Source organism: Streptomyces sp. UG1 (assembly GCF_049974585.1).
Lineage (GTDB): Bacteria > Actinomycetota > Actinomycetes > Streptomycetales > Streptomycetaceae > Streptomyces.
Window position 1 is genome coordinate 1 of the sequence record NZ_JBNGGG010000016.1, and the last position, 25,395, is coordinate 25,395.

The 25,395-nt window shown below is 72.4% G+C and carries 21 protein-coding genes; 15 read left to right on the top strand and 6 right to left on the bottom strand.

Annotated features, from left to right (window positions below; all coding sequences use genetic code 11):
- Window positions 1-204: 204 nt before the first annotated feature.
- The gene (locus ACP4J3_RS19085) at window positions 205-663 is read left to right on the top strand and encodes an RrF2 family transcriptional regulator (RefSeq protein ID WP_426535884.1); all 459 of its coding nucleotides are present in this window, start codon (window positions 205-207) and stop codon (window positions 661-663) included.
- Between the two features lie 3 nt (window positions 664-666).
- On the opposite strand, the gene ACP4J3_RS19090 is transcribed toward ACP4J3_RS19085, so the two are convergent.
- A complete protein-coding gene (locus ACP4J3_RS19090) occupies window positions 667-1,407 on the bottom strand; it encodes a class I SAM-dependent DNA methyltransferase (RefSeq protein WP_426535886.1) in 741 nt (246 codons plus the stop codon).
- Window positions 1,408-1,568: 161 nt separating this feature from the next.
- On the opposite strand from ACP4J3_RS19090, the gene ACP4J3_RS19095 reads away from it, so the two are divergent.
- Window positions 1,569-3,170, top strand: coding sequence for an FAD-binding oxidoreductase (locus ACP4J3_RS19095; protein ID WP_426535888.1), 1,602 nt, complete (start codon window positions 1,569-1,571; stop codon window positions 3,168-3,170).
- Here the strand turns inward: ACP4J3_RS19095 and ACP4J3_RS19100 are convergent.
- A complete protein-coding gene (locus ACP4J3_RS19100) occupies window positions 3,157-4,425 on the bottom strand; it encodes a cytochrome P450 (RefSeq protein ID WP_426535890.1) in 1,269 nt (422 codons plus the stop codon). The two genes, ACP4J3_RS19095 and ACP4J3_RS19100, sit on opposite strands and share 14 nt — an antisense overlap.
- 16 nt (window positions 4,426-4,441) lie before the next feature.
- On the bottom strand, window positions 4,442-5,761 hold the full coding sequence (locus ACP4J3_RS19105) for a glutamine synthetase family protein (protein ID WP_426536209.1): 1,320 nt from the start codon (window positions 5,759-5,761) through the stop codon (window positions 4,442-4,444).
- Window positions 5,762-6,118: 357 nt separating this feature from the next.
- On the opposite strand from ACP4J3_RS19105, the gene ACP4J3_RS19110 reads away from it, so the two are divergent.
- From ACP4J3_RS19110 to ACP4J3_RS19155, 10 genes are all read left to right on the top strand, one after another.
- Window positions 6,119-6,307, top strand: a complete 189-nt coding sequence (locus ACP4J3_RS19110; protein ID WP_126898499.1) for a ferredoxin — start codon at window positions 6,119-6,121, stop codon at window positions 6,305-6,307.
- 6 nt (window positions 6,308-6,313) lie between these two features.
- Window positions 6,314-7,531 (top strand): NAD(P)/FAD-dependent oxidoreductase, encoded by a 1,218-nt coding sequence (locus tag ACP4J3_RS19115; RefSeq protein ID WP_426535893.1) that lies wholly within the window; start codon window positions 6,314-6,316, stop codon window positions 7,529-7,531.
- Window positions 7,532-7,542: 11 nt separating this feature from the next.
- Window positions 7,543-8,355: an acetoacetate decarboxylase family protein gene (locus tag ACP4J3_RS19120; protein ID WP_426535895.1), complete on the top strand. Its 813-nt coding sequence runs from the start codon at window positions 7,543-7,545 to the stop codon at window positions 8,353-8,355.
- 122 nt (window positions 8,356-8,477) lie between these two features.
- Complete coding sequence (locus tag ACP4J3_RS19125) at window positions 8,478-9,938, top strand: aldehyde dehydrogenase (RefSeq protein WP_426535897.1); 1,461 nt, start codon at window positions 8,478-8,480, stop codon at window positions 9,936-9,938.
- Window positions 9,931-10,854, top strand: coding sequence for a 3,4-dihydroxyphenylacetate 2,3-dioxygenase (locus ACP4J3_RS19130; RefSeq protein WP_426535899.1), 924 nt, complete (start codon window positions 9,931-9,933; stop codon window positions 10,852-10,854). Before ACP4J3_RS19125 ends, ACP4J3_RS19130 begins: the two co-directional genes overlap by 8 nt.
- The gene (locus ACP4J3_RS19135) at window positions 10,847-11,692 is read left to right on the top strand and encodes a fumarylacetoacetate hydrolase family protein (RefSeq protein ID WP_426535901.1); all 846 of its coding nucleotides are present in this window, start codon (window positions 10,847-10,849) and stop codon (window positions 11,690-11,692) included. The genes ACP4J3_RS19130 and ACP4J3_RS19135 overlap by 8 nt, the downstream gene beginning before the upstream one ends.
- A 62-nt stretch (window positions 11,693-11,754) precedes the next feature.
- On the top strand, window positions 11,755-12,399 hold the full coding sequence (locus ACP4J3_RS19140; RefSeq protein WP_426535903.1) for a TetR/AcrR family transcriptional regulator: 645 nt from the start codon (window positions 11,755-11,757) through the stop codon (window positions 12,397-12,399).
- Between the two features lie 160 nt (window positions 12,400-12,559).
- A complete protein-coding gene (locus ACP4J3_RS19145; RefSeq protein WP_426535905.1) occupies window positions 12,560-14,011 on the top strand; it encodes an APC family permease in 1,452 nt (483 codons plus the stop codon).
- A 138-nt stretch (window positions 14,012-14,149) separates the two neighbouring features.
- Window positions 14,150-15,640 carry an aldehyde dehydrogenase gene (locus ACP4J3_RS19150; protein WP_426535907.1) on the top strand — a complete coding sequence of 497 codons (1,491 nt, stop codon included), beginning with the start codon at window positions 14,150-14,152 and terminating at the stop codon, window positions 15,638-15,640.
- Window positions 15,637-16,338, top strand: a complete 702-nt coding sequence (locus ACP4J3_RS19155) for a gamma-glutamyl-gamma-aminobutyrate hydrolase family protein (RefSeq protein ID WP_426535909.1) — start codon at window positions 15,637-15,639, stop codon at window positions 16,336-16,338. Before ACP4J3_RS19150 ends, ACP4J3_RS19155 begins: the two co-directional genes overlap by 4 nt.
- A 3-nt stretch (window positions 16,339-16,341) precedes the next feature.
- Here ACP4J3_RS19155 and ACP4J3_RS19160 read toward each other — a convergent pair whose 3' ends face one another.
- Window positions 16,342-16,914, bottom strand: a complete 573-nt coding sequence (locus ACP4J3_RS19160; RefSeq protein WP_426535911.1) for a MarR family winged helix-turn-helix transcriptional regulator — start codon at window positions 16,912-16,914, stop codon at window positions 16,342-16,344.
- Window positions 16,915-17,123: 209 nt separating this feature from the next.
- Entirely contained in the window at window positions 17,124-18,209 is a 1,086-nt protein-coding gene (locus ACP4J3_RS19165) for a M12 family metallopeptidase (RefSeq protein ID WP_426535913.1), read from the bottom strand.
- Window positions 18,210-18,304: 95 nt separating this feature from the next.
- On the opposite strand from ACP4J3_RS19165, the gene ACP4J3_RS19170 reads away from it, so the two are divergent.
- Complete coding sequence (locus tag ACP4J3_RS19170; RefSeq protein WP_426535915.1) at window positions 18,305-20,131, top strand: LuxR C-terminal-related transcriptional regulator; 1,827 nt, start codon at window positions 18,305-18,307, stop codon at window positions 20,129-20,131.
- 477 nt (window positions 20,132-20,608) lie between these two features.
- Here the strand turns inward: ACP4J3_RS19170 and ACP4J3_RS19175 are convergent, their stop codons facing one another.
- Entirely contained in the window at window positions 20,609-23,176 is a 2,568-nt protein-coding gene (locus ACP4J3_RS19175; RefSeq protein ID WP_426536211.1) for a CHAT domain-containing protein, read from the bottom strand.
- Between the two features lie 148 nt (window positions 23,177-23,324).
- On the opposite strand from ACP4J3_RS19175, the gene ACP4J3_RS19180 reads away from it, so the two are divergent.
- Both ACP4J3_RS19180 and ACP4J3_RS19185 read left to right on the top strand, forming a co-directional pair.
- Window positions 23,325-24,758 (top strand): S8/S53 family peptidase, encoded by a 1,434-nt coding sequence (locus ACP4J3_RS19180; RefSeq protein ID WP_426535917.1) that lies wholly within the window; start codon window positions 23,325-23,327, stop codon window positions 24,756-24,758.
- A gap of 59 nt (window positions 24,759-24,817) precedes the next feature.
- Entirely contained in the window at window positions 24,818-25,393 is a 576-nt protein-coding gene (locus ACP4J3_RS19185) for an RNA polymerase sigma factor (protein WP_194038794.1), read from the top strand.
- Window positions 25,394-25,395: the final 2 nt, after the last annotated feature.

Consider the following 25,395-nt stretch of genomic DNA (forward strand, 5'->3'; position numbering starts at 1 on the left):
ATGCGGGCGGCGTGCCGGGCGGACACGTCCGTGTCGGCGGCCTTGGCGAGGGCGGTTGCCATGGTCGTCACCTCCTGCTGTTTCCTAGATTTCCCACCTGATTAATAGGGATCATGGCAGAAGGGCTCATTCACACCAAGGGGCCGTTCGCATCCTGGACGCCGCTGCGCCAGGACCGGCGCAGCCGTGAGGGATAATCTCGGCATGCGGATCTCGGCCAGAGCGGACTATGCGGTGCGGGCGACCTTGGAGCTGGCCGCGGCGGGGGAGGACACCTCGCTGAAGGCCGAGGCCATCGCCGAAGCGCAGGGCATCCCGCACAAGTTCCTGGAGGGCATCCTGGGTGATCTGCGCCGGGGCGGTCTCGTGGTCAGCCGGCGCGGCGGCAAGGGCGGTTACCGGCTCGCCCGGCCCGCCGACTCGATCGCCGTCGCCGACGTGATCCGCGTGGCGGACGGCCCTTTGGTCTCGGTGCGCGGCGTACGCCCGCCCGACCTCTCCTACGTCGGCCCCGCGGAATCGCTGCTGCCGCTGTGGATCGCCGTCCGCGCCAACGTCCGCAAGATCCTCGGCGAGGTCACTTTGGCGCATGTGGCCGCGGCCAAGCTCCCCGACGACGTGATCAACCTCGCGAACGACCCCGAGGCCTGGACGAACCCCTGACGCTCAGTCGGCAGGCTTCTCCCACACCGACACGTGCTTGCGGCTCTTGCCGGTGAACGGCTCGCGCGTCCAGTCCTCCCAGCGGTCGCGCAGCCGGAGGCCGGCGAGCCGGGCCATCAGGTCCAGCTCGGCCGGCCACACGTACCGGAAGGGGATGGACGAGTGCTCGGCACGGCCGTCGACGATGGTGACGTAGTTCGAGCTCATCGCCTGGGTGGCGGGGTCGTAGGTGTCGAACGCCCAGTGCGTGTCGCCGATGTGGAACGGTACGGCGCTCTGCCCGGGAGGCAGCCGCCGCAGATCGGGTACGCCGACCTCGACCACGAAGCAGCCGCCGGGCCGCAGATGGGCGGCGGCGTTGCGGAAGCAGTCGACCTGGGCGTCCTGGGTCGTCAGATTGTTGATCGTGTTGAAGACCAGGTAGGCGAGCGTGAACTCGCCCGCCACCCGGGTCGTCGCGAAGTCCCCGATCGCCACCCCGATGGCGTCGCCGCCGGGCTTGGCGCGCAGCCGGTCCACCATCGCCCGGGACATGTCGATGCCGTGCACGGGCACGCCCCGGCCGGCCAGCGGCAGCGCGATGCGGCCGGTGCCGATGCCGAGTTCGAGCGCCGCGCCGTCGCCGGCGAGTTCGGCCAGCAGGTCGACCGTCCGGCCCACCACGTCGGGGCGGAACATGTCCGACTCCTCGTCGTCGTAGCCGGCCGCGACGTTCTCTCCGAAGTACCCGTCGTCATCGCTCACGCCGGGACCGTACTGCGGGACGCCCTGCCGTGGCATCCGGATTTCCGCGGGCGGTTCGCATCGGGGTGCCGGCACCACCGTGACCGGGGGGCTGGGACGACTGTCCTCGGCGGCTTCGCGGCCTAGCTTCGTGACTGACGCAAACGAGGCGAGGAGACGTGATGAGCGCATTAAGTCGAAGGAACGCGGTGCGCGGCGGCCTGGTCGCCACGACGGCGGGGGTCGTGGCGCCCGGGCTCGGCACAGGCGTCGCCGCGGCCGGGGACGGGATGTCCTGTCCGCCCCCACCCGGACCGGCCATGGTCGCACGCGGCGAACCGCGGTACCGGTCCCTGGCGTCCCGGGGCTACAACCGCCGGTTCGTGGGCAGCCCGGAGCATGTCTGGGTCGTCGGCACGACCGCGCATGTCGTACGGGCCGTGCAGCAGGCGGTCGACAGCGGCCGGCGGATCACCGTCCGCAGCGGCGGCCACGGCTTCGAGGAGTTCGTCGCCGACCCGGCCGTGGAGGTCGTCGTCGACATGTCGGCGATGACGGGTGTGTCGTACGACTCCGGACGGCGCGCCTTCGCCGTCGAGGCCGGTGCGCTGCTGGGCGAGGTGTACCGACGGCTGTATCTGGGCTGGGGCGTGACCGTCCCGGCCGGGTGGTGTGCCGACGTCGGTGTCGGCGGGCATGTCCTGGGCGGTGGCTACGGTCCGCTGTCGCGGCTGATGGGCCTGTCCGTCGACCATCTGTACGCGGTCGAGGTGGTGGTCGTGGACCGGACCGGCAGGGCGCGCAGTGTGGTCGCCACACGTGAACCCTCCGATCCGCACCGGGACTTGTGGTGGGCGCACACCGGTGGCGGTGGCGGCAGCTTCGGCATCGTCACCCGCTACTGGTTCCGCACACCCGGCGCCGACGGCGACGACCCGTCCGGCCTGCTGCCCGCGCCGCCGTCGGGCGTGCTGAGCTTCTCGGTGTCCTGGGACTGGCAGAAGCTGGACAGGACGTCGTTCGCCCGGCTGGTCCGCAACCACGGCGAGTGGGCCGAGCGGCACAGTGCCCCCGACTCGCCGTATCTCGCTCTGTACAGCGAACTCTCCCTGACCCGCCGCCCGTCAGGGGCCCTCTTGATGATCGGCCAGGTGGCCGCCGACTCCGGCGCCGAGCGGATGCTCGACGAGCACCTCGCGGCGATCAACCGGGGCGTGCCCGTCCAGCCGGTCCGCACGACGAGGAACCAGGCGTGGCTCGCCGCCGCCCTGGCCGGCTCGCCCGGCGACCCCGGCCCCGTCCACCGGCTGAAGGTCAAGTCGGGCTATCTGCGCCGGCGTTTCACCGGCCGGCAGATCGACGTGCTGCACCACCACCTGACCCGCACCGACTACGACCACCCGGGCGGCGGCGTGAGCCTCTACACCCACGGCGGCAAGGTCAACACCGTGGCCTCGGACGCGACCGCGACACCCCACCGCGAGGCGAGCATCAAGATGTTCTACGTCAACGGCTGGGAGGACCCCACGGACGACGCCCGGCACATCGGCTGGCTGCGCGAGCTCTACGAGGACCTGTACGCCGACACCGGCGGCGCCCCCGCGGCGGCCGACGGCGCGTTCATCAACTACCCGGACACGGACCTCGCCGACCCGGCCCGGAACACCGGCGCCCCCTGGCAGACCCTGTACTTCGGCGACAACCACCGCCGCCTCCAGCGCGTCAAGGCGAAGTGGGACCCCCGTGACGTCTTCCGCCACGCCCTGTCGATCAGGCGAGCGTGACCTCCACCGGCAGCTTCTTGATGCCGTTGACGAAGTTCGAGCGCACGCGCGGCACGTCGCCGGCCGGCCTGATGTCGGCGATGCGCGGGATCAGCTCCTCGAACATGATGCGGATCTCGGTCCGGGCGAGCAGGTTGCCCAGGCAGAGGTGGGGGCTGCCCTTGCCGAAGGTGACGTGGTCGTTGTTCTGCCGGGTGACGTCGAAGTCGTAGGGGTTGCCGAATACCTTCTCGTCGCGGTTGCCGGAGGCGAACCACATGACGACCTTGTCGCCTTCCTTGACCTGCTTGCCGCCGAGTTCGACGTCCCGGGTGGCCGTGCGGCGGAAGTGGTAGACGGGGGAGGCCCAGCGCAGGAACTCCTCGACCGCCGTGGGGATCAGGGAGGGGTCGTCCTTCAGGCGGGCGAGCTGCTCGGGGTGCTGGAGGAGGGCCAGCATGGAGTGGGAGATGGTGTGCCGGGTGGTCTCGTTGCCGGCCACCACCAGGAGCAGGAAGTAGTTGTCGAAGTCCTGTGCCGACAGCGGGACTCCGTCGCGCGGCGTCGTGTTGACCAGCCGGGAGATCAGGTCCGTTCCGTCGCCGCCGCGCCGCTGCCGGGCCAGCTCCCGGCCGTACTCGAAGACCTCGACGGAGGCGGGGGAGCGGAACGGCAGATCGCGGTACTTCTCGCTCTCCTCGCTGTGCAGGAGCACATCCGCGTAGTCGGGGTCGGTGTTGCCGATGATGCGGTTGCCCCAGTCGATGAGCTGCTGGTTGTCCTCCGGCGGCACGTCGAGCAGCCGTGCGAGGACGTTGATGGGGAAGTCCGCGGAGACATCGGCGACGAAGTCGAAGGTGCCCTTGGCCAGGGCCGCGTCCAGGGTCTTCGCGGTCAGGCCGCGCAGGAAGTCGCTGTAGCTGTTGATGACGCTCGCGCCGAACTGGCGCTGGATCACGCTGCGTAGAGCGCGGTGGCGGACGCCGTCCATCTCCAGGATCGAGGCCCGCTTCTTGATCTGGTCGTCGTCGACCTCTTCGAGGTTGACGAACTTCGTCGAGGTGAAGGTCTCCGGGTCGCGGTCGACGGTGGCGATGTCGGCGTGCCGGGTCACCGCCCAGAAACCGGAGTTGGGGGCCTCCTCGGGCTGCCAGTGCACGGGGTCCTCGTGGCGCAGGGTGTGGAACATGCGCCAGGGCGTCACACCGTCCGTGAAGTTGTCGAGGTCGGCGAGGTTCACGTCGGCGAGCGGCATCGGCTCGGTGGCGGAGGTCATCGATGGCTCCAAGGGGTCACAGGTGGTAGGCGTACTCGGTGAACTCCCAGTCGGTGACATGCCGTTGGAAGCGTTCGACCTCGTTGCGCTTGTAGGAGAGGTAGGAGGAGGTGAAGTCCTTGCCGAGCAGGTCGGCCAGGTCGGTGTCCGCTTCGAGCGCGTCCAGCGCGGCGGACAGGTCGGTGGGCAGCACCGCCGATCGGGCGGTGTCGTAGCCGTAGCCCTCCAGCGGGGGCGGGGGCTCCTCGCCGGCCCGGATGCCGAGGAGGGCGGCGGCGAGCGTGGCGGCGACGGCCAGATACGGATTGGCGCTCGCGTCGCCGAGGCGCAGCTCCAGGCGTGCGCTCGCGCCGCGCTCGGGCGGGATGCGGACCATGGCGCTGCGGTTGTCCAGGCCCCAGTCGATCAGCCAGGGCGCGAGGGTGTCCGGGCCGAAGCGTTTGTACGAGTTCACGGTCGGGTTGAGCAGCGCGGCGAGGGCGGGAGCGTGGGCGACGATCCCGGCGATCGCGTGCCGGGCGGTGGCCGAGAGGCCGTAGGCGCCCGTGGGGTCGTCGAAGGCGTTGCGGTTGTCGGTGTCGTCGCACGACAGGTGCAGATGGAAGCCGGATCCGCCCGCGTCCCCGAACGGCTTGGCCATGAAGGTGGCGAGCCGGCCCTCCTTGCGGGCCAGCTCCTTGACCGCGGCCTTGAAGCGGAAGGCGCGGTCGGCCGCGTCCAGGGCCTCGGAGTGGATGAGGTTGATCTCGTACTGGCCGCCGTCGAACTCGTGGTTTCCGGTGACGACGCCCAGGCCCAGGTCGCGCAGGTGGCGCAGGGTGCGCAGCAGGTGGTTGTCGGGGTCGGCGCGCAGCCCGGCCGTGTAGACGGCGCCGGTCGTCTCGGGTGAGCGGCGCCAGCCGGTGGGGGTGTCCGGGGCGGGCTCCAGCAGGAAGTACTCCAGCTCCGGGCCGACGATCGGACGCAGGCCCTGCTCCGCGCAGTGCGCGAGCACCGTGCGCAGCAGGTCGCGCGGAGACTCCGGGGCGGGGGCGCCGGTCGCCGGGTCGATGACCTCGCCGAGACAGGTGGCGACGCCGGGCTCCCAGGGCAGCACGGCCAGGGTCGACAGGTCGGGGCGCACGGTCACGTCGGGCAGACCGGCGTCCAGACCGCCCGCGACCGGGACCACGTCGCCCTGCGGGCTGGTGTGGTAGACGGCCTTGCAGAAGGCCAGCCCGTGCTCGCGGGCCGACGGCAGATGGTCCAGCAGCACGTCGCGGGCGCGGTCGGTGCCGATGAGGTCGGGATAGACCACCCGGACCACGTCCACATCCTCGGCGGCGAGCCGCTCCATGTGCCGGCGGATGTCTGGGATGTCGTGATCGCTCACCGATGTCTCCTCGGGGCGGATGGGGAAGGGGGTGGGCGGACGACCTGTGCGGAGAGGTGCGAGGCGGGAGAGACCCGGGGTCGTCGTTTGAATCCGAACGGTATGGACAGGATTCGTCGTCCCGCAAGAGGGCTGCCCCAAAAATTTATCCACCTGGACAGGTATTGACCAGGGTCGCGCCGCTTCCTATGTTGTTTGAAGCCAAACGAGTCAGGGGCGCGGCTCTCGCACCCCTTTGGCAACGGGCCCGGTCGCAGGCCGGCCGGGCCCTTCACCCCCTTCGTCACCGCTCCGACGCCCTCACTTCCAGGAGGACCGGCCATGAAGGTCGTAGTCGACATGAACAAGTGCCAGGACCACGGCCAGTGCGTCTTCGCGGCCCCCGACGTCTTCTCCATGGACGACGACGGACACCTGGTCCACGTCTCCGACCCCGACGACGCGCTGCGCGACGAGGTCGAGGAAGCCGCCGACGTCTGCCCGCTCCAGGCCATCCGGATCGAGGGCTGAGCCAACATGACCGGACGCGTAGTCGTCGCCGGCGCCTCGATGGGCGGCCTGCGCGCGGCGGAACAGCTCCGCGCGGCCGGCTGGACCGGCGCGATCACCGTCGTGGGCGACGAGCCCCACATGCCCTACAACCGGCCCCCGCTGTCCAAGGACGTCCTGGCCGGCAAGGCGCCCTTCGAGTCACTGGCCTTCACCCCGAAGGCGGCCGCCGCCGACGTCGAGTGGAAGCTGGGCACGACAGTCGTCGCCGCCCGGCTGGCCGAGCGGACCGTCGTCCTCGACGACGGTTCTGAGCTGCCGTACGACGGACTGGTCGTCGCCACCGGCATGCGGCCCCGGCGACTGCGCTGCCCCGGCCCGCTCGCGGGACGCCACACCGTGCGCACGATCGCCGACGCACAGGGTCTGCGCGACGAACTGACCCGCCCGGGAGCCCGCGTGGTCGTGGTCGGCGCCGGGTTCATCGGCTGCGAGGTCGCCGCCACCGCCGTAGGACTGGGCGTGCGCGAGGTGACCGTCGTCGACCCGCTGCCCCTGCCCATGGTCGGGCCGCTCGGGGACCTGCTCGGGCGGGCCCTGCGGCAGCGGCACGAGCAGCGCGGGGTGCGCTTCGCGCTCGGCACCGGGGTCGCCGGGTTCGAGGGGGAGGAACGGGTCACCGGCGTCGTGCTGAGCGACGGCACCGTGCTCCCGGCCGACGTGGTCGTGGAGTGTGTCGGCTCGGTCGCCAACACCGAGTGGCTGGACGGCAACGGGCTCGACCTCACCGACGGCGTGCTGACCGACGAGCAGTTGCGGGTCGGCGGCCGCCCCGAGGTCGTGGCGGTCGGTGACGTGGCCCGCTTTCCCAACGCCCGCTACGACGGTGTGTCCCGCCGCGTCGAACACTGGTCCATCCCGACCGACACCGCCAAGCACGCGGCGCGCACACTGGCCGCGCATCTGGCCGGCGGCCACGCCGACCCGGCTCCCTTCGCGCCCCTGCCCACCTTCTGGAGCGACCAGCACGACTTCCGGCTGCAGTCGTTCGGCGCGCCCGCGCTCGGCCTCGACGACGTACGTGTCCTGGACGGCGACCCCGGCGGTGACGTCCTGGTGGGCTACCACGCAGACGGTCGGCTGGTCGGCGTCGTGGCGCTCGGTGGGCACGGCGCCGCCATGGGGGTCGCCCGCTATCGCGCCCAGTTGCTGAAGCAGCCCGCTCTCACCGCACAAGGAACATAAGGAATCCCGTCATGTCCTCAGTCCGTGGTTACTTCCATCCCAAGACCGCGAGCGGCGCCTCGTCGCTGGTTCCGTCACCGCCCTGGCGCTACTCGGGCGACCTGCTGACCGTCGAGTACCGGACGGATCCGGCGCGGGTGCGGGAACTGCTGCCCGAGCCGCTGGAGCCCGCCGACGAGGATCCCGGCGCGGTGGCCCTGATCTGGGCCGACTGGCAGTCGTGCGCGGAGTCGGGGGCCGAGCTGCTCGATCCCGTGCTGTCCCAGTACAAGGAGGCCTTCGCGGTCGTCCGGTGCAAGTACCGGGGGCGGACCTATTCGCGGTGCGTCTACATCTGGGTCGACAAGGACTTCGCCGTCGCGCGCGGGCTGCACCAGGGGTATCCGAAGAAGCTCGGGTCCATCCACCAGACTCGGCCGCACCCGTACGGGCCCGCTCCTCGGATCGAGGCGGGGGCGCGGTTCGGGGCGACGCTGGCCGCCGCTGATCGGCGGTTGGCGCAGGCCGTGGTGACGCTCCGGGAACCGTCCGAGACGAACGGGTTCGTGAACGGGCATCCGATGGCCCATCACCGGTGGCTTCCCTCGATCGAGAAGGGGAAGGGGCTCGCGCTCGATGAGCTGATCGAGTCCGGGGCGGATTCCTTCGAGGGCGGTCAACCGTGGGTCGGGGACGCCGAGTTGGAGCTGTTCGAGGCGCCTACGGAGGAGCTGGCCCGGCTGGAGGTGCGGGAGCCGATCGCCGCGTATTACCGGCAGGTGGGAGTGGTTTGGGATGGGGGGCGGCTGCTGGAGGTTGGTACGTCGGGAGCGGGTGGCGGGTGAGGCCGGTGGCGGGGTGCGGGTTCGTCGTGGCTGGTCGCGCCCACGCGGCGGAGCCGCATATCGATACAGCCCCGCGCCCCCAGGTAAGGCAGATCACCCTTCGTTTGAATGGAGACCTTCTCATGGTTGACAAGATTGTCGTCGCCGGTGTTGCCGTCGACACCCGGCACTGGATCGGCGGCAGGCGTGTCGCCTCCGGCGACACCTTCACCGACACCTCTCCCATTGACGGCAGCGCCCTCGCTGAGATCGCCCGTGGCGGACCCGCCGAAGCCGAAGCCGCCGTGGCCGCCGCGCGGGAGGCGTTCCCCGCCTGGGCCGCCACCTCCCGTACCGAGCGTGCCGGCATCCTGCACGCCATCGCCGACGGCGTTGAAAAGCGCCTGGAAGAACTCGCGATCGTCGAGACCACCGACAACGGAGCCCTGCTGCGCTCCCACCGCCGCGGCGTGATGCCGCGTGTCGCGCACAACTTCCGGTTCTTCGCGGACTGGCTGCTGACGCTGGAGCACGCGGACTTCGACACCCGTGGGCACACCAACCACGTCAGCTGGGACCCGGCCGGCCCCTGCGTGCTGATCACTCCGTGGAACGCCCCGCTCATGCTGGCCACCTGGAAGGTCGCGCCGGCTCTCGCCGCCGGCAACACGGTCGTCCTCAAGCCCGCGGAGTGGTCGCCGCTGACCGCTTCCCTGCTGGCCGACATCGCCGCCGAGGCCGGGCTGCCGGCAGGTGTCCTCAACGTCGTCCAGGGCTACGGCTCGGAGATCGGCGACGCGCTCACCTCGCACCACGACGTGCGCCGGATCAGCTTCACCGGCTCGGTGCCGACCGCCCGGCGGATCGCCGCGTCGGCCGCCGCGAACCTCACGCCCTTGAGTCTCGAACTCGGCGGCAAGTCACCGCTGTTGGTGTTCGCCGACGCCGATCTCGATCTCGCCGTCGATCTCGCCGTGGAGCAGTACGACAACGCCGGGCAGGTCTGCCTCGCGGCCACCCGCATCCTGGTCGAGGAGTCGGTCGCCGGAGAGTTCACGCGGCGGTTCGTCGAGAAGGCGAGCGCGCTGCGGCAGGGCGATCCACGTGAGGAGGCCACCGACATCGGGCCGAACATCCATCCGCGGCAGGTGGAGAAGATCGACGGCTTCGTACGGCGGGCGGTCGAGGCCGGGGCGCGTGCCGTCATCGGCGGACACCGCGGGGACGGGCAGTACTACGCGCCGACCCTCCTCACCGACGTCGCCCAGGACTCGGAGATCGTCCAGGAGGAGGTCTTCGGGCCGGTCCTCACCCTGCAGACCTTCGCCGACGAGGACGAGGCCGTACGGCTCGCCAACGACACCCGGTTCGGGCTCGCCGCCACCCTCGCCACCGGCGACCCGGAGCGCGCCGAGCGCGTCACCGCGCGGCTGGTGGCCGGCACCGTCTGGGTCAACTGCTTCTTCGTCCGCGACCTTCAGGCGCCCTTCGGCGGATCGCGCCAGTCCGGCGTCGGGCGTGAGGGCGGCACCTGGAGCTTCGACTTCTACTGCGACGTGAAGAACACCGTGACCGCACCGAAGGGGTGGAAGGACCATGGGTGAGATCGTCGGGGCCGGGCTGCTCGCCCATGTCCCCACCATCGTGCTGCCCGAGGCCGAGCGGCTGGAGCTGAACGAGGGCAAGGAGATCACCCTCGTCACCGGCCTGCACCAGCTCCGCAGGGACGTCTTCGAACGCGACGACTACGACACCGTCGTCGTCCTGGACTCGCACTGGGCCACCACCGTGGAGTTCGTCGTCACCGCGCAAGCGCGCCGGGCGGGGCTGTTCACCTCCGAGGAACTGCCGCGCGGGATGTGCCGGATGCCGTACGACTTCCCCGGCGACCCCGAACTCGCCCTCAACATCGAGAAGTTCGCCGACAAGCACGGCACCTGGATCACCGCGATCGACGACGCGTACCTGCCGATCTACTACGCCACCATCAACCTGTGGAAGTTCCTCGGCGAGGGACTGCCCGACAAGCGGTGGATCACCATCGGCGTCTGCCAGACCGGCGACATGGAGGATCACCTGCGGCTCGGGCGGGCGCTCGCCGACGGCATCGCCGCCACCCCGGGGCGGCGCGTCCTGCTGATTGCCTCCGGTGCCCTCTCGCACACCTTCTGGCCACTGCGCGAGCTGCGTGACCACGAGGCCAGCGACCCGGTGCACATCTTCACCCCCGAGGCCCGCGAGGCCGACTACGAGCGCATCGCCTGGTTCAAGGAGGGCCGCCACGACAAGGTCCTCGACACCATGGACGAGTTCTGGAAGTACAAGCCCGAGGCCAGGTTCTTCCACTACCTGATGATGGCCGGCGCCCTCGGCGAGCAGGCCTGTGCGGCCAAGGCCCGCCAGTACGGCGAGTACGAGAACTCCGTCGGCACCGGCCAGGTCCACCTCTGGTTCGACCGCCCCGAAGGCGGCTGGACCGGCAGCCCCACCACCACGACCCCGGAGACCTCCCATGCCTGAGTACCGCCGCATCCTCCTCGACGGCGCCGCCGTCCAGGTCACCGCCGACGGCGACGAACTCGTCGCCGGGGACGGCCGCCGCGTCAAGACCGACGATGCCCAGCACCTGCCCCCGGTCGTCCCCACCAAGGTCATCGCCGTCCACCTCAACCACCGCAGCCGCGTCGACGAGTTCCGGATCGGCCTGCCCGACACCCCCACCTACTTCCACAAGCCGACCTCGGCCCTCAACTCCCACAAGGGCGCCGTCGTCCGCCCCGAGGGCTGCAAGTGGCTCAACTACGAGGGCGAGGTCGCCATCGTCATCGGGAAGACCGCGCGCAACATCTCCCCGGCTGAGGCGGGCGAGTACATCGCCGGGTACACCATCGCCAACGACTACGGGCTGCACGACTTCCGCGACACCGACGCCGGCTCCATGCTCCGCGTCAAGGGCTCCGACACCCTGTGCCCGCTCGGCCCGGGACTGGTCACCGACTGGGACTTCCACGGCAAGCGGCTGCGTACCTACGTCAACGGCGAGGTCGTCCAGGACGGCTCCACCGACGAGATGACGTGGGACATGCACTACCTCGTCGCCGACATCGCCCGCACCATCACCCTCCACCCCGGCGACGTCCTGCTGTCCGGCACCCCCGCCAACTCCCGGCCGGTCCGGCCCGGCGACATCGTCGAGGTCGAGGTCGAGGGCCTGGGCCGGCTCACCAACCACATCGTCACCGGACCCACCCCGATCCGCACCGACGTCGGAGCCCAGCCCACCGAGTCCGAGGAGGTGCTGTCCACCGCGCTCGGCGGCGACTGGGAGTTCCGCGGCATCCGCCCGCCCAGGCGCTGACCATGCGCGGGGCCGGGGCCGAGCGCACAGCGGTGTCCGAGGCTGCGGGTAAGGTCGCGCACATGACCGCATCCGACGAGGGAGCCGGGGGACCCCAGGGCTCCGAGGGCCGCAAGCCGCGCCGGCGCATGAACTACGGCGAGGGCCGCGAGGCGCTGCTCAACGCCGCGGTGCGGGTCGTGGCGCGGGGCGGGCTGCGCAAGCTCACCTACCGGGCGGTCGCACAGGAGGCGGGCACCACGCACGGCCTGGTCGTGCACCACTTCGGATCGCGGGACGCGCTGATCGAGGAGGCCCTCGCCCACGCCATCCGCACCTCGCTCAGCACCAGCGCGCTCGAACCGGGCACCGGCAAGGTCGCCGACTTCTCGGTCGGCGTCTCCGACATGGTCATGGCCGACCCGGACATCCAGGCCTTCCAGTACGAGCTGCTTCTCGAGGCCCGGCGCCGCCCCGAGCTGCTCCCGCAGATCCGTGCCCTGTACGACGACTACTTCGACGCCACCGAGCGCGAGCTGTCCCGCATGCTGCCCGACGCCGCCGGCCGCCCGCTGACCCGGCTGGTGTTCGCCGCCCTGGACGGGCTGGTGCTGCACCAGCTCGTCTTCGGCGAGCCCGAGACCACCGACGCCGCGATCGAGGAGCTGCGGGGCCTGCTGCGGCTGCTGGCGGCCGACGGTGACGAGACACCCGAGAACGACGGCTGACCTGTGGTTTTCATGACCCCGGGCGCCTGCGGCCCGGGGTCCTGACGCGGTGCCGTATCAATTCTCGGCACCCCCCTTGCCAAACGGATAGTTCCAGCCCACCATGGGGCAACTCGTTTGGCCTGAAACGAAGTCCCCTTTCCTCTGGCAGGTGATCCGAGTGGACAGTCAGACAGCGGTCCCGAACAGACAGGCCGCGCCCGATGCCTCCACCGCAGGCAAGCTCAAGCCCAACTCCCTCGGCGTGCTGGGTATCCTCTTCTTCGTCCTCTCCGCCCAGGCGCCGCTGACCGGCGTCGCGGGCGCCGTCCCCATCGCCGTGGCCATCGGGAACGGGGCCGGCGCCCCGGCCGCGTATCTCGCCGCGGGCGTGATCATCCTGCTGTTCTCCGTCGGCTTCGTCGCCATGGGCCGGCATGTGGTGGACGCCGGGGCCTTCTACCGGTACATCGGCAAGGGGCTCGGCCGGAACATCGGCAACGGCAGCGCCGGCATCGCCCTCTTCGCGTACTGCGCGATCCAGGCCGCCATGTACGGCCTGTACGGCGCCACGGTCAGCGGCCTCCTTGCGCACCACACCGGCGCGGACGTCCCCTGGTGGGTGTGCGCCCTGGTCACCATGGCGATCGTGCAGGTGCTCGGCGCCCTGGGCATCGAGATGGGCGCCAAGGTGCTGGCCGTGTTCGTGCTGGCCGAGTTCAGCATCCTGAGCGTCTTCGCGTTCGTCACCTTCGCCAAGGGCGGCGGGCCCGAGGGGCTCGGCTTCGCGGACACGTTCTCGCCGAGCGCGGCTCTGGACGGGGCGCCGGGCGTGGCCCTGATGTTCGCCGTGGCGTCGATGATCGGCTTCGAGGCCACCGCGATCTACGGCGAGGAGGCGCGCCGGCCCCGCAAGACGGTGCCCCGGGCCACCTATCTGGCCGTCGCCCTCGTCACCGGCTTCTTCGCCTTCGCCTCCTGGATGCTGATCTCCTCCTACGGCGCCTCGAAGGCGGCCGGGGCCGCCGGACAGGCGCTGGAGGGCGGAGACTCCACGGCGTTCGTCTTCGCGCCGATCGCCGCCGAGTTCGGCACCTGGGTCAACGACGTGCTGCCCATCCTCCTGGCCACCTCGCTCTTCGCCGGCATCCTCGCCTTCCACAACTCGGCCAACCGCTATCTGTTCTCGCTCAGCCGCGAGGGCCTCCTGCCGCGCGCGCTGTCGGTGGTCAACCGCCGGCACTCCCCGGGCATCGCGGGCTTCGTGCAGACTTCGATCGCCGTCCTGCTGGTGATCCCGTTCGCACTGGCCGGCAAGGACCCGGTGCTCACCCTGTTCTCGTGGGGGAGCGGCGTCGCCGTACTGTCGATCATGCTCCTGTACTTCCTGACCTCGGTCTCGGTCGTCGCCTTCTTCCGGCGCGAGCGCCTCGACACCCGGCCGTGGAACACGCTGATCGCCCCGACGCTGGGGGCGATAGGAATCGCCGGTGCCCTCTGGCTGATCGTCGAGAACTTCACCACCCTCATCGGCGGCGACCGCACCACCGCCGTATGGCTCCAGCTGACCGTCCCGGCCGTGCTGGTGCTGGGCGTCGTCGCGGGCCGGCTGACGCGCTCGGCACGTCCGTAGGGCTTGCCCGCCATCCGGCCGCGGAATCCTCGGCTGGGGTGGCGGGCGGCGGCCGTACAGGTGCGGTCATTTCGTCGATGTCGTCGATGTCGGCGATGTCAAAAAGCGATGTCAAAGAGTTCGATCTGGAGGTCTCGCATGCCCGCCGTCACGCATGAGGAGTGGCTGCGCCGAGCCAAGTCCCTGGAGCCGTCCGGCGCCCATCACATCGACGGCGCCGACGAGCCTGGCGGGGGAGGGGCCTTCGCGGTCGTCTCGCCCCGGGACGGGCAGGTGCTGGCGCAGGTCGCCGACGCGGGGGCCGCCGAGGTGGACGCCGCCGTCGCGGCCGCCCGGCGGGCCTTCGACGCCGGGCCATGGCCACGCCTCGCGCCCGTCGAGCGCGGCCGGGTGCTGCTGCGCCTCGCCGACCTGCTGGAGGAACGGCGCGCGGAACTGGCGCTGACGGTCAGCCTGGAGATGGGCAAACCGATCACGGACGCGTACGACATCGAACTGCGCGCCGCGATCAACACGTTCCGCTGGTACGGCCAGCTCGCGGACAAGCTCACCGACGAGTCCCCGCACACCGCCCCCGACGCGCTCGCCCTGGTCACCCGCGAGCCGACTGGTGTCGTCGGCGCCGTCGTGCCCTGGAACTTCCCCCTGACGCTGGCGAGCTGGAAGGTCGCCCCGGCGCTCGCGGCCGGCTGCACGGTCGTACTGAAGCCGTCCGAGAACTCCCCGCTGTCCGCCCTCCTGCTCGGCCGGCTGGCCACCGAGGCCGGGCTGCCGCCGGGCGCTCTCAACGTCGTCAACGGCGACGGCCCCGTCGCCGGACGCGCCCTCGGAGTCCACCCCGACGTCGACGTCCTTGCCTTCACCGGCTCCACCGCCGTCGGCCGCCACTTCCTGCACTACGCGGCCGACTCCAACCTCAAGCGGGTCTGGCTGGAACTGGGCGGCAAGTCGCCCAACATCGTGCTGCCCGACGCCCCCGACCTGGAGCGGGCCGCCGCCACCGCGGCCTGGGGCATCTTCTTCAACCAGGGCGAGATGTGCACGGCGCCCTCCCGGCTCCTGGTGCACTCCTCCGTCGCCGAGCGCGTCACCGAGGCCGTCGTACGCCGGGCGCGCGAGCTGCGGGTCGGCGACCCCCTCGACCCGGCCACCGAGATGGGCGCGCTGGTCGGCGAGGCCCACCTCGGACGCGTCCTCGGCCACATCGGCACCGGCCGGGACGAAGGGGCACGACTGCGCACCGGCGGTGAGCGCGCCCACGCCGAGTCCGGCGGCAGCTATCTGGAGCCGACCGTCTTCGACCGGGTCGAGCCCGGGATGCGGCTGGCCCGCGAGGAGATCTTCGGCCCCGTCCTGTCCGTCCTCGCCTTCGACGATCTCGACGAGGCGGTACGGCTCGCCAACGCCACCGAGTACGGCCTCGCCGCCGGCCTGTGGACCTCCGACCTCTCCACCGCCCACCGCGTCTCCCGCGCCCTGAGGGCCGGCACGGTCTGGGTCAACTGCTACGAGGAGGGCGACCTGACTGTCCCGTTCGGCGGCATGAAGCAGTCGGGCAACGGCCGCGACAAGTCCGTACACGCCCTGGAGAAGTACACCGAGCTCAAGACCACCTGGATCCAGCTGTGACCCGCCCCTTGATAGCCGTTCCGGCCCGCTTCTCCGCCACCACCTCGGCACTCCGGTACGCCGCCGAGGTCAATGCCCGCGCCCTGATCGAGGCGGTGTGGCGAGCGGGCGGGGAACCGGCGAGCATCCACCCCGCCGCCGGAGACGTCGCCGCCCGCCTCGCCCGCTTCGACGGCGTCCTGCTTCCCGGCGGCGGCGATCTCGCGCCCCACCGCTACGGCGCCACCGAGACCCACGCCGCCGTCTACGACGTCGACGACCTCCAGGACGCCTTCGACCTCGCGGTCGCCCGCCGGGCGCTGGACCTCGGCCTGCCCCTGCTGGCGATCTGCCGCGGCATGCAGGTCGTGAACGTCGCGCTCGACGGCACCCTGGAGCAGGACATGGGCGGCCCCGAGCGCGAGCACCGCCACCTCGTGCACCCGGTGGAGATCCAGCGTGGCACGCTGCTGGAGCGGGCCACGGGCGTGGAGAAGACGGAGGCGTCCTGCTATCACCACCAGCGGGTCGACCGCATCGGCGCCGGTCTCTCGGTCACCGCACGCGCCGCCGACGGGACGGTGGAAGGGCTCGAACTCCCGGGCGCACCAGGGTGGTTCACGGCCGTGCAGTGGCACCCCGAGGACACCGCTGACCGGGATCCCGCGCAGCAGTGCCTGTTCGACGCGCTGGTGCGCGCCGCCGCCGAGGGCCGCTGAGGCTCAGGCCTTCGGCCGGCGTCCGCTGCGCCGAGGCGCCGGCTCGGCGCCGTCGAGCAGGGCGAGCCGCCGCTCCTCGCCCTGCTCCTCGACCTGGAGCACCACCTGGCGCAGTCCGTCCGCGATGCTGCGGCACTCCGCCTCGCTCAGCCGCCCCGCGACGAACGCCTCCTCCTCGTTGAACGCCGGGAACAGCCGCCGCATCAGCGCCTCGCCTTCCTCGGTGAGGCTGAGCAGCACCAGCCGGCCGTCGTCGGGGTGCCCGGCCCGCTTCAGCAGGCCCCGCCCCTCCAGCGTCCGCGACACGCCGGTGAGCGTCCCCTTGGAGATCCCGGCCTCCTGAGCGACATGCCGGGTCTCCGACTCGCCCCACACCCAGACCACCCACAGCACCACGAACGCCGTCCAGGTCAGGTCGGCCCCGCGCAGCACGGAGTTCTCCAGGTGCTGGCGGACCGTCGAGGCCGCGCGGTAGATGTTGGCGACGACCGCCATCTGCTCCCGGTGCAGCGGGATACCGCCGAGCTTGGCCTCGGCCAGCTTCTCGGCAGCGGTGATCGATCGTTGGCCGGGCATGGCACACTCCTTCGCCGCGGGCGCGTCGGAACGCGATGTCGTTCGGGACCAAATTGTACGAAGGAAGCGGAACCGCCCGTCCGGCGGGACATGGATCGGCCGGGTGCACGTCGCCCTCCCCCGAAGGCGGCGTACACCCGGCCCTTTCCCCTTCCCCCGGCGCCGGACTGTGGACCATCACGCCCGTACGCGGCAGCGGACCCGTGCCGTCACCAGCACATGACCGCTGTCTCCCCCGAACCCCAGGCGGCGTACAGGCGCACCCGGACGAAGTAGCGGCGGCCCTTGACCAGACGGGCCTTGAGCGTGGCGTTGTGCGGCGTGCCCCCGTCGTCCTGGGCGCCGAGGTAGCGGGGCTCGCCGTCCCGCTCCTCGAAGATCACCACGACCGCGTCGGCGTCGCCGAAGGTGCCCAGCGTGTACTCGCGGGTCTCCGGCGGCTCGACGACGAAGTCGGCCTGCTCGGCGGGACCGAGCCGCAACGGCACCGAGCGGAAGGGCACCAGCTCGCGCGGGCCCGTAGCCTCGGCCGGCGGGTACCAGCGGCGCACGAACTCCTTGTCGGCCCTGGACAGCACACCGGGCGGGTTCAGACCCGCGCGGAACTGCTCCGGCTCCAGGATCAGCCCGTCCGAGAACGGATACTCCATGATCGAGTGCGGGTCCCAGACCGAACCGTTGACCTCGTTCGGATCGAGCTTGCGCAGGATGTTGAAGAACGTCTTGTCCCGGCTCCAGAAGTTCGGCGGTCCCGCCAGATCGGCGTACACGGCCTCGTCGTCCCAGTGGATGCCGGCGAACGGGCTCTGGTGCTCGTGCAGCATGCCGAGCGCGTGCCCGATCTCGTGCAGCGCCGTCCCGCGCTCGCCGGGCACCGTCAGATCCCAGCCGAAGTTCATGGTGCGCTCGTTCAGGCCGACCCGCAGCGAGTCCTTGCCCACCGTCGACCAGGACCCGTCGCCGAGCTGGAACCCGATCCGCAGCTCGGCCTCCGACCGGTCGCGCACCTCAAGGAACGACAGCCCGATGCCGAGGTCCTGCCACTCCTGGAAGCACTCGCGCACGACGTCCTGCTGCTCCTTGCCGCCGGCCCACGCGACGCGCCGGGTCTCGCCGGTCTCCGGGTCCGGGATCGAGGACGCGTCGGAGTCGCGGTCGAAGAAGTAGTAGTGCAGCACCGTGCCGTTGACCCACATCCGGCGCCCGCTGATGAGCGCGCCCAGCCGCTCGGCGGCCAGCCCCGGTGCGAAGGCGGGCGCCGACTGCTGCGCGAGGGAGCAGTAGCGAGCGGTCATGGCGAACAGGTTGCCGTCGGACCGCCCCGGGCGCCTGAGTCGAGGGCTACTCAAGTACGCGTGTATCAGATGTGAGTCACCGCGCTCCTATAGCCGTGACGATTTTCGAACGCGACGCGAAGACCCTGGAACTGCCCTGGCCGTTCACCGGCCGCGAGGACGAACTCGAACTGGTCCGAGGCGCCTTGAGCGCCGGCCGGCACGGCATCGTGATCACGGGCCCGGCCGGCAGCGGCAAGACCCGGCTCGTCACCGAGGCCGTCCGCGGCACCGACTGCGCCCGGGTGGCCGGCACCCCCGGGACCCGCCGCATCCGCTTCGCCGCGTTCGCACACCTCGTCCCCGAGACGGCCTCCCTGCACGGCGCGTTCCGGCACCTGTCCGGCGTACGGCTGCTCCTGGTCGACGACGCCCATCTGCTCGACGACGCCTCGGCCGCCCTCGTCCACCAGCTCGCCGTGCACGGCCGCACCCGTCTGCTGGTCGTCACCACCGACGGCGCCCCGGCCCCGGGCGCGATCACCCGGCTGTGGACCGGCGAACTCCTGCCCCGCCTCGCCCTGGAGCCGTTGCCCCGCGAGGAGACGGCCCGGTTGCTGGCCGCCGAGGCCGCGGGCGCCGGCCTCGAACCGCTCACCGTCGACAAGCTGCACCGCCTGTGCCAGGGCGACCTGCGGCTGCTGCGCGACCTGGTGGGCGCCGTGCGTGCGCGCGGGCTGCTCAGCCGAGTCCCGGACGCCGACGAATGGGCGTGGCGCGGCCCGGTGCCGGTGACGCCGACCGTGCGCGAGCGCACCGCGCACGTCCTGGACCGCGCCTGCCCCGAGCAGCGCGAGATCCTCGAACGCCTCGCCTTCGCCGAGCCGTTGCCGCTGGACCTGGAGCAGGACCGGCTCGATCTGCCCGCCCTCGAACACCTGGAGGCCGACGCCCTGGTCCACGTCGACGACCGGGGCGCCGTCCGCCTCGCCCACCCCCTGCACGGCCCGGTGCTGCGGGCCGCCGCCGGCAGGCTGCGGGCGAGGCGGCTGTCCCGTACGCCCGAGGAGTGCGGACCCGCCGTCGACGCCGAGCGGGCCGCGCTCAGCCGCCGTATCGAACGGGCGGACGTACGGGCGATGCCGACGCCCGTGGGGGAGTGGCTGGTCGCGGAGGGCGCGCCGGTGCCGGCCGGATACGCGGCCGTACGCGCCCGGTTCGCGCGGCTGCGCGGCGAGCTGCGGGAAGCGGCGGCATGGGCGCGGGAAGGGCTGCGGGCCGACGGCGACGACGCGTCCTGCCGTCGCGAACTCGCCCTCGCCGCGGCGCAGTCGGGCGACCCGACCGCCGCGCACCAGATCCCGGGTGGCCGCCCCGACGGGGGTGGGGCGGTCACCCGGCCGGCAGCGGTCCGCGGCGAGGCCGGCCAGGCGGCCGAGGGGAGCGTCGGCGATGACGCCTACGACGCCGTCCGCCTCGGCGCCCCCGAGCACGCCGCGGGCCGCCTCACCGGCGTCTTCGCCGAGCACGCCGACGCCCTCGCGCGCGCCGACGGCCCGGCCCTCGACCAGGTGGCCGAACAGCTCGAGGAGCGCGGCTTCCTGCTCTTCGCGGCGGAGGCGCACGCCCAGGCCGTACGGGCCCACCGCGACCCGCGCGCCGCCCGCACCTCACGCACGCGTGCCGTCGCCCTGGCCCGCCGCTGCCAAGGGGCGCGCACCCCGGCACTGTCCGGCCTGGTCCTCGGCGAACTGACCGTCCGCCAGCGGCAGATCGTCACGCTCGCGGCGCGGGGCCTGAGCAACCGGCAGATCGCCGAGAAGCTCACCCTGTCCGTCCGCACGGTCGGCAACCACCTCTACAGCGCCTACGCCCGCCTCGGCGCCAGCGACCGCGGCGCCTTGCCGTGGCTGGTGGAACTGCCGGACGCACAGTCGGCGTGAGCCGTGCCGGGGCGGTCGGTGTGGTGCGCGCGCCGATCGGGCCTGGCCGGAGGCCGTTGTCGGACGTGCAGTCGGTGTGAGCTGTGCCGGGGCGGTTGGTGTGGTGCGCGTGCCGATCGGGCCCGGCCGGAGGGCGCCGAGCCGACGGGCGAGGTGCCACGCGCCTCGCCCGCTATGGTCCGGTGCCGGGGCAGGGGCGCCGAGCGCCCGTCCTGCGCCGATCCGCCAGGCGAGCGGCGCGGCCGCCACCCGGTGCCGAGAGGGACCGTCGCCGGAGTCCGTGCGGCCCGGAGATGCAGATGCGGCCCGGAGATGCGGCCGGAGATGCGGCCGGAGATCCGGCCCGCGATCCGGCCCGCGATCCGGCCGGAGACCCGGCCGGAGACCCTGCCGGAGACCCGGCCGGAGACCCGGCCCGCGCCCCGGCACACGTCCCGGTCCCCGCCGCGGAGAAGCCGGACCATGCCCAGCGCAGCGTCACGCCGCCCCGAACGCCGTGAACGCCCACCCCGTCGCCCGGTGCAGAGCGTCACCCGGCAGGGCCGCCCGCGCGTCGCGCAGGGACTCCGCCAGGGAGCGGCCCTCGCCGAGGCCCTTGTGGAGCGTGAGCATCAGCGGGACCACCGCGGCGTCGTTGACGGGAGCCGTGCACGCCACCACGCCCGCCGTGCCCAGCGGCAGCAGCGCGGTGACCAGGCCGAGCAGTTCGTCGGCGCCGACGGAGGCGAAGCGGGCGGTGTCGCAGCAGGAGAGGATGATCCGGTACGGGCTGCGGTCCAGGCGCTCGAAGTCGTGCACGATCAGCGGCCCGTCGGCCATCCGCAGCGACGAGAACAACGGACCGTCCGCCCGGAACGTGCCGTGCGCGGCGATATGGGCCAGCGCGGCTCCGTCCAGCTCCTCCAGCACGCGCGGCACCCGCGCCTCGGCGTGCTCCAGGACGACGGCACCGCCGTACCGCCCGGCCAGATGCGGCACCTCCGCGCCGCCCGTCGCCAGCCCCGGCCCGCGCACCAGCACCTGGCGGCCGCCCGGCGGCGGCTCGGTGTCCCGGGCGCGCAGCCAGCCGCTCGCCGACGGCGACACGCTGAGCACCCGCTCCCGCAGCGACGGCAGCAGCGCCCACGGCACCCGGTGCAGCCGGGCCGGCGGTACGACCACGACCGGCCCGTCGCCCAGATGTGCCGCGGCCGGGCCCAGCAGCAACTCCTCCAGGCGCCGCCCGGCAGCCTCCACCACCGGCAGCCGCGCCTCCGCACCCGGGTGGGCCAGCCGCCGCAGCCCGGCCTGGACGTGCTCGGTCTCCCGCTCCGCCTCGGCCAGCAGCCCGGCCTCGAACCGGCGCACCCGCCCCTGCCCGCACAGCAGCACCTGCACCCGCCCGTCCAGCACGGCGAGTTCGACCAGCCGCGTGTCGTCGCCCAGCTTCCGCAGCAGCCGGACCGGGTCGAAGCGGTGGCCGTCACCGGGCGTGTCGCCGCGCAGGTGCAGCGTCCGGGAGCGGATCTCCCGCTCCAGGCGCCGCTGCTCGCGCTCCAGCGCCGGAATCGGACGGGCGTCCCGGCGCGCCTCCTCGGCGCGCGCCGCGATCTCCCGGAACGCGGTCAGGTCGCTCTGCAGCTCGGGATCGGCCGGCGGCCGGGTCGGCGGCGTCGACAGCGCCGTGCTGCGCCAGCGCTCGCTCCACACCAGCAGCCGGCGCGGGCTGCCGGAGTCGAGGCTGGCCTGCTGGGCCAGCGCGGCCAGCTCGGCGCCCTGCGCGGTGGCGCGGGCACGCAGCTCCGAGGCGCCCAGCGTCATCCGGTGGCTGTCGAGCACGTCCAGGCCGCGCCGGCAGGCCTCCAGGACACCCCGCCCCGACCCGGCCGCCCGCGCCCGCAGCGCCAGCGCCGCCCAGCCCGTCACCCGGGCCAGCGGCGGCCCGCTGTGCCGGCTGCGGGCGGCGACGCCCAGATGCCGCTCGGCGTCGGCCCGCCAGCCCAGGGTGAGCGCGATCCGGCCGGCGAGCAGCGAGGCCTCCGGCGCGGCCGGCGCGCCGAACGACGCCAGCTTGCCGGCGACCGCCGCCGTGTCGGCCACCAGCCGGCCCGAACTGCGCCCGGCGGCCACCCGTGCCTCGATCAGCACCAGCCGGGCATGCGTCTCCCACCAACTGCGCCGCTGCCCGGCGAAGAGCCGTACGGCCATGTCGGCGCGGGCTATCGCGGTGTGCGCGTCGCCCGCAAGCCGGGCGGCCTGCGCGGCGGCCAGCAGCAGCTCGGCCTTGCGGGTGGACTGGCCGCCGATGCCGTCGAGCACCGCGATAGCCCCGTCCGCCTCGGCCAGCGCCTCCGGGGCCAGCCCGGCGGCCATCAGCACCTCGCAGCGGCGGATGTTGAGCATGAACGTCGGCGTGCCGAGCTTGGCGTACCGCTCCTCGGCCTCGTCCAGCAGCCGCAGCGCCACCGGGATGTCGCCCGACCGGAACGCCGCGAGCCCCCGGCTCTCCACCGCGTCGGCCTTGTCGTGCTCCTGGCCCGTGGTGTCCCACAGCGCCTCCGCCGCCGTGAAGTCGGCGTCCGCCCGGTCCACCGCCCCCAGCGCCAGATGCACGGTGGCCCGCAGGGTCAAAGCCCGCGCCGTCCAGATGACGTCGTCCACCTGCCGCAGCACCGGGATCGCCCGGCGTACGTCCTCCAGCGCCTCCCGGTGCCGGCCCAGGACCCAGCGGGCGTAGGCCCGGCGGTACAGCACCCGGGCGCGGGTGTGTCCGCTGCCGCGCTCGATCCCGCGCTCCAGCGCGGCGAGCCCCTGCTGAGTGCGCCCCGCGTGCACCAACGCGACCCCGAGCGCCGCCAGGACATCCGCCTCCCGGTCGGCCGAATCCGCGCGTGCCGCGAACTCCCGGGCACGCCGCAGATGATGCAGGGCGATACGCATGTCGCCCCAGTCCCGCTGCCAGATGCCGATCACCTGATGGGCGACGGAGGCGTGCAACGGCGACGGATCGGCGTCGAGCACCCCTTCCGCCCTCGCCAGCGCGTCGTTCGGGGCGGCGAACACCATCGGCAGCAGTTCGAGAACCGAGTCGCATCCCGCTGTCACTCCACGGATGGTAGTTGCCTCGGAACCGTGTCACACGGGTTTGGCGCTGTATCAAGCGCCAACCCCACGGCTCTGACTGAAGAACGTCGCCTCAGGGGGAGGACACGCCATGGCACCACAGCGATTCCACGAGCAGTTCGAGCTGATCCAGCGCTCCATGCCCGACGTCCCGCTCGCGATGGGACCGGACGACTCCGCCGAGTTCATCTACGAGAAGGGCTATGTGCTGGTCCGCGACGGCGAGGACGCCCGGCTCGTCGAGGACACCGTACGGGCGCACTTCACCGCCGAGCCCGATCTGGTGCAGGACAATGTGCGCCGCGCGGGTCCGCAGACCAACCGCTCGGGCATCACCCGCATCAAGGTCGGCGACCCCGGCGAGGGCGACCGCGGCGGCGACCGCGCCGTCGCGCACGCCCTGCGCGCGCTGCGGGAGACGGAGGGCCGGGCCGGACGGCGGCTGGTCAGCCGCAACCACCTCGTGGGGATCACGGGGGGCGTCAACTCCTGCCCCGGCGACGAACCCGCGCCCGCCCGGCGCGCCGACGGGCTCAACCCCGCGGCGGCCGAGGGCACTCACGACGCGGCCACCGCCGTCGGCGTCCTCGTCGTCGACACCGGCCTCATGCACGACTACCGGTCCCACCCGCTGCTGGCCCACACCGAGGGCGACGCCCAGCTCAAGGAGTGCGATGAGCAGGGCGTCCTCCAGGAGTACGTCGGGCACGGCACGTTCATCGCCGGGCTCGTCGCCGCCGTCGCGCCCAACACGGACGTCACGGTCCGCAACAGCCTCACCGACGCGGGCGCCATCCTCGAGTCCGAGTTCGGCGAGAAGCTCTTCGAGGCCGTCGACGGCGGCTGGCCCGACATCCTCAGCCTCTCCGCCGGCACCGCCAACGGCCGCACCGACGGCCTGCTCGGCGTCGAGGCCTTCATGCGGGAGCTGCGCGAACAGCGCACCCTGCTCGTCGCGGCGGCCGGCAACAACGGCAGCGCCACGCCGTTCTGGCCCGCCGCCTACGCCGACCTGCCCGACTACCAGGACGCCGTGGTGTCGGTCGGCGCCCTGCGCACCGACGGCGAGTTCGGTGCCTGCTTCAGCAACCACGGCCCCTGGGTGAAGGTGTACGCGCCCGGCGAGCGCCTCACCGGCGTCCTCACCGGCTTCGACGCGCCCGTGCCGTACATCTACCAGCACTCCACCTACGACGCCTGCCGCTACGGCTTCGGCTACGCCTGCACCTGCCAGTCCCCGCGCCACAGCGGGGCGCTGAGCGAGGACGGCGGCGACGCCAAGCCGGACCAGGTGATGTTCGAGGGGATCGCACACTGGAGCGGCACCTCGTTCGCCACCCCGCTCGTCGCCGGCCTGATCGCCGCCCACATGACCGCGCAGCAGGAGAGCGACCCGCGCGTCGCCCGGTACAAGATGCTCGCGGCGAACTCCGGCTACGCGGAGGTGCGGGGGGCGCACGTTCCGGCGCTCCGCCCCGCCACCTGGCGTCCTTCCGCCGTCACACCCCCGGCTCCTCGGTCATGAGGGTCGGAACCATCCCCTCCGCGGCGTACGATGACTTGCCGTACACGAGGGGTGGGACTGTGGACCGTGCAGATGTCGGTGCGTTGGTCCAGTCCGCCGTCGACGGGGACGCGGCGGCCTGGAAAGCGCTCGTGGAAGGGCTGAGCCCGCTGGTGTGGTCCGTCGTGCGCGCGCACCGGCTGGGGGACGCCGACGCCCATGAGGTGTACCAGACCGTCTGGTTCCGCTTCGCCCAGCACCTCGGGCGCATCCGTGAACCCGAGAAGGCCGGTTCGTGGCTCGCGAGCACCGCACGGCACGAATGCCTGAAGGTCCTCAAGAGCTTGAGGCGGCTGACCGTCACGAACGATCCGCAGTTGCTCGACCGGGTCAGCGAGGACCGTACGCCCGAGCAGTCGGTCCTGGACTCCGAGGAGGCGGCCGCGGAGTCGGAGCGCATTCGCTGGATGTGGCAGGAGTTCGAGGAACTGGGCGAACGCTGCCGCCAGTTGCTGCGGGTGCTGATGGCCTCGCCGCCGCCCAGCTACCAGGAGGTGTCCGCCGCACTGGGCATCGCCGTGGGCAGCATCGGGCCGCTGCGCCAGCGCTGTCTGCGCCGACTTCGGGACCGACTCGACGCACGGGGAGCGCTGTGAAC